Source organism: Rhizobium cerradonense, assembly GCF_030182455.1.
Classification (GTDB): Bacteria; Pseudomonadota; Alphaproteobacteria; order Rhizobiales; family Rhizobiaceae; genus Rhizobium.
The window spans coordinates 85,570-98,372 of record NZ_JAQJCK010000005.1 but is presented as its reverse complement, the minus strand read 5'-3'; the positions used below and the strand labels follow the sequence as shown (position 1 = coordinate 98,372).

Below are 12,803 nucleotides of genomic sequence, written 5' to 3'. Positions count from 1 at the left end.
GACCCGCGAACGAGACTAGCCGATTGACGAGTATTTGCACATTGAGAAGCAGCGAGCGATGAACCCATTGTGCATTTTGCTGCATTGCGACGCGGCGAAACCCTCAATTCTTAAAGACGAAACAAGCGCCGCCCTTTTGGCGGACCTGAGCGCAAACGGCATCTGCCTCATCACGCGTCTGCCGGCCGATACGGGCAGCGTATCGGATGCGGAAGCCGAAATCGGCATTGCGCTGGCGCACGATAAGCGGCTTTTCTTCATTCAATGGCGATGGAAGCTTGCTGACGTCTTCGGAGAAAAGCCGCCGGACGGTATCGAGTTGGAGGTGCTCCGCAAGCTGGGCGCCCCAGGGCGCCCAGGGCCGCTCCTGCTCCAAAGCGACCTGCTTCAGCCGGCGGCTGCCGGCAAGCGCCATGCAGGCCTGCGCGAAAGGCTTGCCTTTGTCGAGTTCCGGCGCGACGGTATCGGGCGGGTCATCCTTCCATTGCTCGACCGTGTGTGCCGTGATGGCAATCACATAGCTGCGTGTCTCATAGGGAAGATTGCCGGAATTGAGGAAATTTGCGAGGCCGTTTTCGCCGGCATTATAGGCGGCGGCGGCCAAGCCGAGATTGCCGAAACGGTTGCGCAATTCGTCCAGATAGGCCGCCGCCTTGCCCAGTGCCTCCAGCAGGTCGTAGCTGTCCTGAACGCCGCGCAACCGTGCTGTCCCCGGCATGAACTGCGCAATGCCTCGCGCGCCCTTCGGGCTGACCGCATCGGGGCGAAATGTGCTCTCGCGCCAGATGAGCCTGGCGAGATAATCCGATGGCAGATGATTGGCGTGGGCAAAATAGTCGATCGCGTCGCAGAGGTCGCGATTGTAGCTCTCCTTGTGGATGCAAAGTGTCTTGCCGGTATCCGTCACCAAAGGTCCGGAAATGCAGGCCGGTGACGCAACGCTCCATTCAGGCTGGGCCTTCGCGGGGCAAGCGGCCGAGACGACGAAGCCGGACGCAATAACAAAACCTGTGACCCTTACGACAAAGCCGGACCGATGCTGGTTGCCTGCCATCCCTGCGAAACCCGTTTGAAATCGTCAAATCGCTAGATTGCCTTCTTGATAGCATCGATGCGCGACGACGAAAACTAGGAAGCTGCGGGGGGTTTCCGGATAGCCTCCGTTCGACGGTCGGCTATGGCCTGAAAGCATCGAAGATCAATGCCCGCAGCCATCGATGGACAGGGTCTGCGTCCATGCGCGGATGCCACGTCTGCGCGATGACGAAGCCGGGGGTGGCCACTGGCAGCTCAAACATCTCGATCTGGCTCGCAGCGCCCGGCCGGCAATACGAACGCGGCACCAATCCGATAAGATCGGATGCTGCCGCGACGGCGATAACTGCCGGATAGCTCGGCACGACGAGGTTGACCTTTCGCGAAAGGCCGAGTTCGGCGAGAGCTTCGTCAACGGGACCCGTGAAATGCCCTCGCCTGGAGGAGATGACATGTTCGCACGCCGCGTATCGCTCGGGGGTTATATGCTCTGCCCTTAAAAGAGGATGTCCAGCCCGCGCCACGCCGACAAAGGAGTCCTCAAACAGTGTTTGCCCGCGCAACTCCGCGCCATCACCCGAGATGACCCCGATGTCCAGGTCAATCGTTGCATCCCGCAGGGGCTGAATTTCCTTGTTAGGCTTGGGCGCGAAACGCAGCCGCACACCGGGCGCGGCATTCGTGACGGCGATACTGAGGCGCGCGGCATGTAAGAGCACGAATGCCTCGTTGGCACGGATCGTGAAATCGCGTTGCAGCTCGCGAATTTCGACCGCTGGCTGCGGGCTAAGCACGGCCTGGACAGCAGCGGTCAGTGAACGCACCTGGTCTGCTATCGCCTCGGCATGGGGCGTCGCGACCATCGCACGGCCGGCCGGAACCAGAATGGGATCGCTCAACGCTATCCGAAGCCTCGACAACGTCCGGCTCATGGCGGACGTACTTAATCCAAGCTTTCGCGCGGCAGCCGATACGCTCCGCTCACGAAGCAAAGCGTCCAGGGCTACCAGCAGGTTCAAGTCGACATCGGGCATAGGCTGGTTTTAACGAGGTGAGGCGTTCGACGCAACGCTCAGTTTCCTGTGTTGCGTCTGGCGCAAGTCGCCCGCCGCGGATATCCATGGCGCAAACAAACGAACAAAGTGAGCCCCTATGTCCGTAGCATCACTCGTCAGTCCTACCCATGACGGCCTGCCCTATCCGCGACGATACATGGCCATTGCCGTGCTTCTTATGACGCTCGTCCTTGTCGTGTTGGACGGAGCCATTGCCAATGTCGCGCTGCCATCCATCGCGGCCTCGCTTGGTGCCGATGCCAGCGACACCGTCTGGGTCGTATCCAGCTACCAGCTCGCTGTGCTTGTCGCCCTCCTGCCCTGCGGCGCGCTGGGCGAAATTTACGGGCCGCGACGAGTCTTCCTGATGGGTGTCGCTCTGTTCACGCTAGCTTCGGCAGCCTGTGCCTTCGCCGAAAATCTGCCGGTTCTGGTCGCGGCGCGATTTGCCCAGGGATTGGGTGCCGGCGCGATCATGGCCCTGGCGATGATGAACCTGCGCTTTGCGGTGCCGCAACAACTATTGGGAACGATCATCGGCATCAACGCGATGGTCATTGCCATTTCGTCGGCCGCAGGGCCAGGTGTCGCCGGGGCAATCCTCTCTGTGGCCAGTTGGCCTTGGCTGTTTGCCGTCAACATACCGCTTGGCGCAACCGTCCTCCTGTGTGGCAGGCTTCTAGGCCATTTACCAGTCATGAAGCGACAATTGAATGTTGCGGCACTGCTGGCCAACACGCTGATGTTCGTTTTGTTCTTTTGCGGCGCAGATCGGATAGCCAGCGCACCGATCAGCGGCGCCGTGTTGATTGGCGGCTCAATTCTCTCTCTCGTCGCGCTGCTACGCCTTGAGCGCAAGAACACTGCGCCGATTGTTCCGACGGATCTATTGGCCGATCCTGCCTTTCGGGTTGCCGTCATCGCCTCAATCGCGTGTTTCACCGGCCAAATGCTGAGCTACGTCGCGCTGCCGTTCTACCTGCAGCACACTTTGCACATGCCACCGGCGCTGGCGGGGCTCTACATGATGCCTTGGCCCGCCGCGACCATCATCATTGCTCCGATTTCCGGGCGGCTGGCCGGTCGCATCAAGACGGCGTGGCTCTGCGCCACTGGCGGCGCGCTCCTTGCCACAGGCCTTTTCGTCGCGGGACTAAGCCCTTCCGATCCGCGGGGAATTGCATTTCTGGTTGGTACCGTGATTGCCGGTGTCGGGTTCGGTCTTTTCCAGACTCCGAACAACCGCATTCTCCTTCTCACCGCACCGAAGGCGCGTAGCGGTGCTGCGGGAGCCATGCAGGGCACGGCACGTCTGCTCGGGCAAACTTTTGGCGCCATTTGCATGTCGATCATTTTCGAAACCATGCCGCAGACAAGCGCACCCAGCTTCGCACTTGTCTTGGCCGGCATCTGCGCGGCGGTCTCTAGCTGCGTCAGCTTCAGCCGCGCGCGCTATGAAACAGTCGGATAGAGATCTTACGCCCGGAATGTTTTCCCAAGCTCAGTGTCGGACAAATCGTAATAGTGACGAAAATTGTAAACCAGCGGAGACCATTTATGCGGATCGATATGATCGCTATCTCCTTTCAAGAACTCTTCGCAGGCATGCACGCGCAAGATCTCAACAACCGCAACAAGGCCGCCTCCAAGTTCAGCCAGTCTTGTTCCGCCCATTTCATGACGTGACAAGACACGGGCTTCCATTTGAACCGGGCATTCTACAGCCCGGACCGGGCGAACCAGCTCACTGTCGCGCCTGGAAAATCCCGCTGCTGTGAATTTGTCTTTCTCCGTCCTGAATTGTCTGGACTTCAGTTCGGGTACTGGGTCTTTGCCCGTCAGCGGCGCAAGCTTTTCGACCATCTGCCACATTGAGGGAGAAGGAAGGTTTACGACGCATTCCGGGTGCCGCGCGAGATTCTCCGCGAGCTTGGCATCATTCAACAGGCCAAGTGCCATCGTCCAGCCAAGTGCCCAAAATGACGAGATCGGTGACAAATTCGTCGAACCATCCTCGTTCAGGCTGCTGATCAGTGCGATAGGTGTTCCAAAATACAAGATTTTTGGTTCAACGGTTCTCACTTCGTCCTCCTGAAACAGGATACGTCCGCTTCACCATAAGTGATTTTCGCTCGGCAATGGTTCGATTACGATCGAAGTGTGATCTCCGCCGAAGCCGACCTATTCTGCAAGCCGGCCACCGCACATCGGCGTCGGGACGCCCGTCGTGCCCGGGAAGCTGATCGGCAGGCCTCGCAAGACGCGCACGGCCAAGAATGCAAAGCATTCGGCTTCGACGGCATCCCCACGCCAGCCGAGCGTTTCCGCCGAGATGGGCTCGACGCCAGCGCGGGTCCTGAGCATCGACATGATCGTCGGATTGCGGCGGCCGCCGCCGCTGACCACCAGCTTCTTCGGGCGGCGGGGCAGCAGGTCCAGCGCCTTGCCGACAGCGGATGCGGTGAAGGCCGAAAGCGTTGCCGCGCCGTCCTCGGGGCCAAGTCCGTCAGCCATGCAGGCTCCGAAGTCGAAGCGATCCAGCGATTTCGGATAGGGGGCGCTGAGATAAGGGTGTTGCAACAGCTTCGCGAGCCTTGCCTCATCCACCGTACCCGCTCGGCCGAGTGCGCCGTCCCTGTCCATCTCGCCAAGGCCATGGGATTTGACAAAATCATTGAGCGGCGCGTTAGCCGGCCCGGTGTCGAAGGCGACGAAATTGCCCTCCCCGTCCGACCAAGTGATGTTGGCGACACCGCCGAGATTGAGGATGGCGGTATCGTCTCCGGCGCCTGCACGCCGCAACAGGGCGGTATGATAGACGGCCGCCAGAGGCGCACCCTGCCCGCCAGCGCGTACATCGGCGGAACGGAAGTCATAGGCAACCTTGGTGCCAAGGATGGAGCGCATCAATTCGCCGTCGCCGAGCTGGCGTGTATCGCCGCGACGCTCCTTTTGCGGCGCGCGATGCAGGACGGTCTGGCCGTGGAAACCAACCACACCGATATCGGCCATCGTCAGCCCGTGGCTTTCAACAAGGTCCTTGACCGCGTCCGATTGCGCACGCGTCAAGGCCTCCTCGGCTTGCCTGAAGATTTCCGGCTCCGGCCCGTTGAAATTCCAGACCCGGGCCTGCGCCAATGTCTCCTCCAGCAATGTCCTGATCCACTCCGGATAGGGCGCCAGCACATAGGGACCGAACTCTTCGATCCGCTCGCCATCCGTCTTGAGCAGGGCGACATCGATATTGCCGTCGAGAACGGTTCCGGTCATCAGACCCACGGCCCAGATTGGTTCCATGATCAAGCTCCTAAGCTTTGTTGACGAGATCGCCGACGGTCTGGCGAAGCGCCACGATCCCGCTGTCGAAATGGCGTGTCGGGTGAATACGGTTGGTGAGCAGCGTCCAGGCTCTTCCCTTGTCGAAATCGATCCAGAGGCCGGTGCCGGTAAAGCCGGTATGGCCGATTGTGCCCGGCGAGCACAAGCTGCCACCCGACCAGCCGTCATAAGGCCGCTCCCATCCATGCGTGCGGGTCGCCGATAACGGCGAGCGCATCAACGCGATGGAGCGCTCGGAGGCGCCGGAGCCTGTAAGCAAGCCCACAGCAAAATTGAGGATCGAGTCGACCGTTCCGAACAGGCCGGCATGCCCAGCGCCCTGCAAAGCGGAGCAATTGTCATCGTGGACTTCGCCCGAAAGGACGCGGTGGCGCCAGGTGCAATCCTCCGTCGCGGCAGCCTGATCGGGTGTAGCGGAAAACGCAAAGCCCGGGCCGGCATCCATGTCGCGGATCGTCTGACCCGTCAGGCGCTCCAGGGCGAAGCCGAGCAAGATGAAATTGATATCGGAATAAACGGGCGGCCCGGCCCGCCACTCGCGCTGGAGAATGAAGGTGCGCAGCAGCTCGGGATCGCGGCCGTAGGTATAAAGCGGCTCGACGGCCGGAAAGGGCGTCTGATGGCCGAGGCACTGGCGAAAGGTCACCTTCCGCTCCCAGGCAGCCGCATCATATTGGCGCAGATCCGGCAGCAACGAAATCAGCGGCGCGTCGAGATCGATCGTGCCGGCTTCCGCCAAGGCCAGGATGCGCGGTGTGGTGAAGATCACTTTGGTCAACGAAGCCAGATCGAACCAAGTATCGGCAAGCATTGGCCGCGTGATCGGAACCTTCTGCGCCGAGCCAACAGCGCGGACCATCCGATTGCCGTCGCGATCGATAATGCCGAGCACGCCGCCGGGAATGCGCCCGGTCGCAACGGCGGCTTCAACGGGCTGGAATGCCCGATCGAAGCGCTGCGCGAATTCCGTATTCCCTGTCGCCGTCATGCTTCCCCGCGTTTTCCTCTCAGGCTTCCGCCTGGGCTATATGATCCGGAGCGAATTGTCGCCATTCGGGTGCCGCCGGCTCGAACCCGAGCGGGCGCATCAGAGAGGGGACCTGACGCGTATCCAGCGCAAAATTCTCTTGCCGACGGTCAACGGCCGGAACGGCCGAGATCAATCGCTTGGTATAAGAATGCTTCGGCTGCGAGAGTACAGACACGGCATCGCCGATCTCGACGATCTGGCCGGCATAGATCACCGCGATCCGGTGCGCAATCCGCTCGACCACTGCCATGTCATGCGAGATAAAAAGATAGGCAAGGCGGTACTCGCGTTGCAATTCGATCAGAAGATCCAGGACTTGAGCCTGAACGGAAACATCCAACGCCGAGACGGCTTCGTCCAGCACCAGAACCGAAGGGTTCAGCATCAGCGCGCGTGCAATGCACAGTCTCTGGCGCTGCCCGCCTGAAAATTCATGCGGATAGCGTTCGAGACTGTTTTCGGGCAGTCCGACGCGCTTCAGCAACATGGCCATCCTGTTGCGTGTTTCCCCCGACGCCCGTCCGCCGGCGGCGATGACGGGTTCCGCCAGGATGCTATCGACGCGAAGCCTCGGGTTGAGCGAGGCATAGGGGTTTTGGAACACCATTTGCACAGCGCTCGTCCGGTCCGCCGTCTTTCCGGAATTTGCGGTAAATGTGCCCCGCGTCGACTTCACCAATCCGAGAATTGCCCGCGCCGTAGTGGATTTACCCGAGCCGCTTTCGCCGACGATCGCCAGCGTTTCGCCGGGCAGAAGATCGAAACCAACGCCTTCGACCGCATGCACCGCACCGGTCGGACGGTAGAAGAAGCCGCCCGATACCGGGAAGCGAACGGTCAGCCCATCAACCTTGAGCGCCGGCGCAGTCTCTACTGTCTCATCGCGGCTAAAATCCGAACGGGTCGCGCGGCCGGCCGAAAAATGCGGCACGGAATGAAGGAGATGCTGGGTATAGGGATGGCTGGGTTTGTCGAGGATTTGATTCAACTCGCCCTGCTCGACCGCCTCGCCAGCCTGCATCACCATGACCTTGTCGGCGATACCAGCAACGAGACCGATATCATGGGTGATGAAGATCATCGACATGCCGGTCTCGCGCTTCAGCTCGGCCAGAAGCGCCATGATCTGCGCCTGCACTGTCACGTCGAGTGCCGTTGTCGGCTCATCGGCGATCAGCAGGCGCGGATTGCAGGCAAGCGCGGTCGCGATCATCACACGTTGCAGCATGCCGCCGGAGAGCTGGTTCGGGCAATATTTCAGCCGCCGCGCAGCATCGGGGATGCGGACGCGATCCAGCGCATCCTTTGCTGCAGCGGTTGCCTGACGACCGGTCAGCCCGCGATGCAGGCGGAAAGACTCTTCGATCTGCGTCCCGATCGTCAGCACCGGATTGAGCGAGGTCATCGGCTCCTGGAAGATCATGCCGATCTCGGCGCCGCGGATTTTGGTGAGCTCCGCTTCCGTCGCCATCGTCAGATCGAGAATGCTGTTGTCGGCGCGCCTCAGCTTGATCGAGCCGCCGATGATGCGACCGCCGCCGAAATCGACGAGGCGATTGATCGAGAGTGCGGTCACCGATTTGCCCGAGCCACTCTCTCCGACGATCGCCAGCGTCTCACCGGCTTCGAGATCGAAGCGGATGCCACGGACGATCTTGTTGGCCTCCGGATTGCGGCCAAAGCCTACTTGCAGGTTTGACACAGAAAGCAGAGGGCTCACAGGCTGGCCCTCCGCATTTTCGGATCGAGAACATCGCGCAAGGCATCGCCGAGCAGATTGAAGCCGAGGATGCTGATCATGATGGTAAGGCCGGGGAAGATCAGCAGCCAGGGTGCGGTTTCCATCAGGTTGCGGCTGTCGCTGAGCATCAAGCCGAGGGAAGAGGCCGGCGGCTGAGTACCGAGGCCGAGGAAACTTAAGCCGGCTTCGGTCAAGAGGGACCATGCCAGCGCCAGGGTGATCTGGACCGTCAATGGTGCGACGAGGTTCAGGAGCAGATGCCGTGTCAGGATATAGGGCTTGCTGCTGCCAAAGGTGCGGGCGGCATCGACGAAATCGCGCGATTTCAGCGAGAGGGCCGGCCCGCGCACGACACGGGTAAAGATCGGCGTATAGACGATGGCGATCGCCGCGACGCTGGTCCAGGTGCCGGGGCCGACTATGGCGATGATCAATAGCGCGAGAAGGATGGCGGGGAATGCCAGCAATACATCCATCGTGCGCATGATCACCCCGTCCCAGCGCTTGCCGAACCAGGCGGCGGTCAGGCCGAGCACGGTGCCGATCAGGCTTGCAAGCGCAACGGAGAGAAAGGCGACGATGAAGGACTCGCCGATGCCGTTCATTAGCCGACTAGCAACATCGCGCCCTAGCAAGTCCGTCCCCATCCAAAAGGCGCCACTTGGAGCGTGCAATCGGTTGAGCGGGCTCCGCGTCACCGGATCATAGGGGGTCAGTCCCAGCATGCCGAGAGTGGCAAGGATGAGATAAACGACGACAATGGCGCCGCCAATGCAGCCGCTCGTGTGCCCGAAAATGGCTTTGACGGTGCGCATCAGCCTTCTCCCAAACGAACGCGCGGATCGAGCGCGACATAGGCGAGGTCGACGAGCAGATTGACGATCATGAAGTTGAAGGCAATGAACAGGACGCAGCCTTGAACGAGTGCGTAATCGCGTTGCTGGATCGCATCGAGCACCAGCCGCCCGAGACCGGGCAGCGCGTAGATCTGCTCGACCAGCACGGCGCCGCCAAGGAGATAGCCAAATTCCACGCCGCTCAGCGTCACCACCGGAATGAGCGCGTTGGGCAGCGCATGACGCCAGATGACGCCCCGGGCTGGCACGCCGCGGCTGCGCGCAGTGCGGACATAGTCGTCACTCAGAACATCGAGCATGGCCGAGCGCACGACACGCGTCACCGAAGCGGCGAAGGCAAAACCGAGTGTCAATGCCGGCAGGATCATCTGGCCGAGATTGCCAAGCGGATCCTGCAAGAACGGCGTGAAGGCGCCCATAGCCGGCAGGACACCGAAGCCTGCCGAAAGAGCGTAGATGATGAGAAGGCCGAGAACGAAATTCGGGGTGGACTGCCCGACCATGGCAACGACGCGTACCGCGAGATCGGACAGTCTTTCATTTCTTGTCGCGGCGAAGACGCCTGCCGGCAGGCCAATCAGCAGCGCGATCACCATGGAGAGCAGCGCAAGCTCAAGTGTCAGCGGAAATCGCTCGAGGATGATGTCCAGCACCGGTTTGCCGTAGGTGACGGAAATGCCGAGATTGCCCTGCAGCACACCGAACAGCCAATGCCAGTACTGCACGAACCATGATTGGTCGATGCCGAAATAGGCCGCCAGCGCCTGCCTCTGCTCGGGTGTCAGCAGGCCGGCATTGGTTCCGAGCATAGCCGTGATCGCATCGCCCGGCACCAGCCGGATGGCGACGAACACGAGGACGGACACTCCCAACATGATCAGCGGGAATGTCATCAGCCGGCGCGTCAGGTAACCCATGGGACTTCCTCTAGAACCAGATACCTATCCTTACTGGATGGATACCTTGCTGAGGCCGAAGAGAGAGCCCGTCGGTGTCGGCACGAAGCCCTGCACGTTCTTCTGCTCGGCCGTGTAGCCATAGGCGGTGTAGAGCCAGATCCACGGCGAGACTTCGGCAATGTGCTTTTCGAAGTCGCCGAAAATGACCTTTCGCTTGGTGGGATCGGTTTCGACACGACCTTTCTGCATCAGGCTGTCCAAGGTATCGTCGATATAGTTCGCGACCTTCTGCAGGTTGCCGGTCTTGGTCCAGTAACGGTTGTACATCGAATACGGATCGGCGCTGCCGCCATTCAGCGCAACAGCCATATCGAAATTGCCCTTCAGCCAGGCATCGACATAGACGTTGAGTTCCATGACCTTGATATCGAGCTTGATGCCGATTTCGGCGAGCTGCGACTGGATGACCTGGGCTTCGGCGGTGGCGGTCGGCGGCTCGCCGGTGGCGGCGATCACGGTTGCGGAGAAGCCGTTGGCAAAGCCCGCGTCGGCCATCAGCTTCTTCGCCTTTTCGACATCGCGCTTGTAGCAGAAGAGCTGGCTCGGATCGGTCGCATAAAGTGGCATGGTCAACGGGCCCGTCACCTTGCCTTCGCCGAGCGCTGCCGTATCCAGCACATCCTGCCGGTCGATCGCGCAGGAGATTGCCTGGCGCACGCCCAACTGATCCATCGGCTTGTGCGAGGGGTTGAGCTGCAGGACGTTATAGGAAAGCACCGGCGTGCGGGTCAGTTGCAGCTTCGGCTCCTTCGGAACCAGCGTCGCTACCAGCGGATCGTTCAGAAGCGCGAAATCGATCTGACCGGTGCGAAGCGATGCCAAGATCGCCGTTTCATCCGGAAGGACGCTGATGTCGATGCCATCGACACCGACTGTGCCGCCGGCCCAGGCCTTGTTGGCGCTCAGGACCTCCTTGGAATTCGGAACCCAATTGTCGAGCTTGAAGGGACCGGAACCGATCGCCTTCGTGCCGATGGAGCCGGCGGTGATTTCGCTTGCCGGAACGACGGACGCGTTGAGACTGGTCATCGACGTCAGGATAGGAACATCGGGCTGCGACAGGTGGAAGATGACGGTCGTCGCATCCGGCGTATCGATGCTGGCGATCGACAGGAAATTGGCGCGTGCGGCGGCACCCGTCGCCTGGTCGAGAATGCGCTGGAACGACGCTTTCACGTCAGCCGACGTGACGGCAGCGCCATTCTGGAACTTCGCATTCGGATTGAGCTTGAAGGTCAGCTCCTTGCCGTCGGACGAAAACTGCCAGCTCTCGGCAATGGCAGGAATGATCTGAAGATTGCTGTCGAGCCGGACGAGCGGCTCATAGATCAGCTCCAGCAGGCGGATCGAGGAAAAGGCGGTCTGCTTGTGCGGGTCGAGGCCGGTCGCATCCTGCGCCCATGCCATCCGCAGCGTTGCCGCCTGCGCTTCGGTCGAAACCGCCGCCACGCCGAGAGCTGCCGCCACTGCGACGCACGAAATCAGCTTCCTCGCAAAATGCCTTTTCATTGTTTTCTCCCTCCGAGCGTCTTGACGCTTCCCCAGCCGATTTTGGCTACTTCGTAAAAGCTATTGCCATTGCAACTTCAGTTCACGCGGTCTTCGCATTGATCGCTCTTCGCAGAAATCCACCAGCGTTTTGCAATGCCACGCGAGCTTCTTCAATGCCCATCCCAGTAATTTCCATGAGTATGGCGAGTTTGACATCATTGCCGGTTTGGTCGAGCACGCGGCGTGCTTCTTCCTGCGTGCAACCGGTCGCCTGCATGACGATCCTGGAGGCACGCGCGACCAGTTTCTTGTTGCTCGCATTCACGTCGACCATCAGGTTCTGATAGCTTTTGCCGATCCGGATCATGCTCGCCGTCGTCAGCATGTTGAGAATAAGCTTCTGCGCCGTTCCCGACTTCAGCCGGGTCGATCCCGTCAGGATTTCCGGACCGACGACGGGAGAAATCGCAAGATCGGCAATGCCGGCGATGACGGAATTGGGGTTGCAGGACAGGGCAATGGTGGCCGCGCCGACGCTCTTTGCATAGTTCAGCCCGCCGATGACGTAGGGCGTACGGCCGCTGACGGCGATGCCGACGACAACATCCGCGGCCGCCACGTTGATATCCTGCAAAGCTTGGCGACCCTCTTCCGGATCGTCCTCCGCGCCTTCGATCGAGCGTTGCAGCGCGTCGGGGCCACCAGCGATCAGGCCGATCACCATGCTCGGCGGCACGCTGAACGTCGGCGGGCATTCGGATGCATCGAGAACACCAAGCCGGCCGCTGGTGCCGGCGCCCATATAGATCAGTCGACCGCCTTTCTGAAAGGCCGCGACGATCTGGTTCACCGCGGCGGCGATAGAAGGAATCACCTTCTCGACCGCAGCGGGGACGGTTTGGTCCTCATAGTTGATTTCACGCAGGATATCGAAGGTTGACAGTAGATCGATATGCATCGTGTTCGGATTGCGACCCTCGGAAACCAACTGCTCCAGTTCGGATATCAATCTTTGCTCTGTCATGTGCCTGCTCTCGGAAGAATGCTCTTCGATATCAATAGATCAGGGATGGCGAGCTCGATCGACAAGGATCGGGCTCGCCGCAGCAGCCTTGGATTTTCAACACAACAGAAAGCTGGTCATCAGCACAAGCAGCCGGCCTTTATGGCTTCATTCGCTGCTGGCCTCCCTGTTTACCTTCGTTAACATTATGTCCATTTATTCCGCCAGTCAATCATGATGGGAATAAAATATTCCATATTTAATGCGTAAAATCGACGACACGCAGAGCCGCC

Annotated in this window: 11 protein-coding genes; 1 reads left to right on the top strand and 10 read right to left on the bottom strand. The window is 60.4% G+C overall.

The genetic code is table 11. The features are described from left to right. Positions 1-103 precede the first annotated feature (103 nt). Positions 104-1,054 carry a lytic transglycosylase domain-containing protein gene (locus PH547_RS13955; RefSeq protein ID WP_285168584.1) on the bottom strand — a complete coding sequence of 317 codons (951 nt, stop codon included), beginning with the start codon at positions 1,052-1,054 and terminating at the stop codon, positions 104-106. 121 nt (positions 1,055-1,175) lie between these two features. Beyond that, on the bottom strand, positions 1,176-2,069 hold the full coding sequence (locus PH547_RS13950) for a LysR family transcriptional regulator (protein WP_285168582.1): 894 nt from the start codon (positions 2,067-2,069) through the stop codon (positions 1,176-1,178). A gap of 190 nt (positions 2,070-2,259) precedes the next feature. Here PH547_RS13950 and PH547_RS13945 point away from each other — a divergent pair, with 190 nt between their 5' ends. Beyond that, positions 2,260-3,561: an MFS transporter gene (locus PH547_RS13945; RefSeq protein ID WP_285168729.1), complete on the top strand. Its 1,302-nt coding sequence runs from the start codon at positions 2,260-2,262 to the stop codon at positions 3,559-3,561. Positions 3,562-3,566: 5 nt separating this feature from the next. On the opposite strand, the gene PH547_RS13940 is transcribed toward PH547_RS13945, so the two are convergent. The 8 genes from PH547_RS13940 to murQ form a co-directional block, all read right to left on the bottom strand. Next, the gene (locus PH547_RS13940; protein WP_285168580.1) at positions 3,567-4,172 is read right to left on the bottom strand and encodes a flavin reductase family protein; all 606 of its coding nucleotides are present in this window, start codon (positions 4,170-4,172) and stop codon (positions 3,567-3,569) included. 99 nt (positions 4,173-4,271) lie between these two features. Next, positions 4,272-5,387 (bottom strand): anhydro-N-acetylmuramic acid kinase, encoded by a 1,116-nt coding sequence (locus PH547_RS13935; protein WP_285168578.1) that lies wholly within the window; start codon positions 5,385-5,387, stop codon positions 4,272-4,274. A 10-nt stretch (positions 5,388-5,397) separates the two neighbouring features. After that, positions 5,398-6,417, bottom strand: coding sequence for a serine hydrolase domain-containing protein (locus PH547_RS13930; protein ID WP_285168576.1), 1,020 nt, complete (start codon positions 6,415-6,417; stop codon positions 5,398-5,400). Between the two features lie 19 nt (positions 6,418-6,436). Next, positions 6,437-8,179 carry an ABC transporter ATP-binding protein gene (locus tag PH547_RS13925; RefSeq protein ID WP_285168574.1) on the bottom strand — a complete coding sequence of 581 codons (1,743 nt, stop codon included), beginning with the start codon at positions 8,177-8,179 and terminating at the stop codon, positions 6,437-6,439. After that, positions 8,176-9,015, bottom strand: a complete 840-nt coding sequence (locus PH547_RS13920; RefSeq protein WP_285168572.1) for an ABC transporter permease — start codon at positions 9,013-9,015, stop codon at positions 8,176-8,178. The genes PH547_RS13925 and PH547_RS13920 overlap by 4 nt, the downstream gene beginning before the upstream one ends. Continuing rightward, on the bottom strand, positions 9,015-9,974 hold the full coding sequence (locus tag PH547_RS13915; protein WP_283053943.1) for an ABC transporter permease: 960 nt from the start codon (positions 9,972-9,974) through the stop codon (positions 9,015-9,017). The genes PH547_RS13920 and PH547_RS13915 overlap by 1 nt, the downstream gene beginning before the upstream one ends. Positions 9,975-10,004: 30 nt before the next feature. Continuing rightward, positions 10,005-11,525 (bottom strand): ABC transporter substrate-binding protein, encoded by a 1,521-nt coding sequence (locus PH547_RS13910; RefSeq protein WP_285168570.1) that lies wholly within the window; start codon positions 11,523-11,525, stop codon positions 10,005-10,007. Positions 11,526-11,607: 82 nt separating this feature from the next. Further along, entirely contained in the window at positions 11,608-12,531 is a 924-nt protein-coding gene (murQ, locus tag PH547_RS13905) for an N-acetylmuramic acid 6-phosphate etherase (protein ID WP_285168567.1), read from the bottom strand. Between the last annotated feature and the right edge of the window lie 272 nt (positions 12,532-12,803).

What these genes read in the sequence shown, in the direction of transcription:
- PH547_RS13930 (WP_285168576.1), bottom strand. Translation starts at nt 6,417, where the DNA reads ATGACGGCGACAGGGAATACGGAATTCGCGCAGCGCTTCGATCGGGCA.
- murQ (WP_285168567.1), bottom strand. Translation starts at nt 12,531, where the DNA reads ATGACAGAGCAAAGATTGATATCCGAACTGGAGCAGTTGGTTTCCGAG.
- PH547_RS13915 (WP_283053943.1), bottom strand. Translation starts at nt 9,974, where the DNA reads ATGGGTTACCTGACGCGCCGGCTGATGACATTCCCGCTGATCATGTTG.
- PH547_RS13950 (WP_285168582.1), bottom strand. Translation starts at nt 2,069, where the DNA reads ATGCCCGATGTCGACTTGAACCTGCTGGTAGCCCTGGACGCTTTGCTT.
- PH547_RS13910 (WP_285168570.1), bottom strand. Translation starts at nt 11,525, where the DNA reads ATGAAAAGGCATTTTGCGAGGAAGCTGATTTCGTGCGTCGCAGTGGCG.
- PH547_RS13955 (WP_285168584.1), bottom strand. Translation starts at nt 1,054, where the DNA reads ATGGCAGGCAACCAGCATCGGTCCGGCTTTGTCGTAAGGGTCACAGGT.
- PH547_RS13935 (WP_285168578.1), bottom strand. Translation starts at nt 5,387, where the DNA reads ATGGAACCAATCTGGGCCGTGGGTCTGATGACCGGAACCGTTCTCGAC.
- PH547_RS13920 (WP_285168572.1), bottom strand. Translation starts at nt 9,015, where the DNA reads ATGCGCACCGTCAAAGCCATTTTCGGGCACACGAGCGGCTGCATTGGC.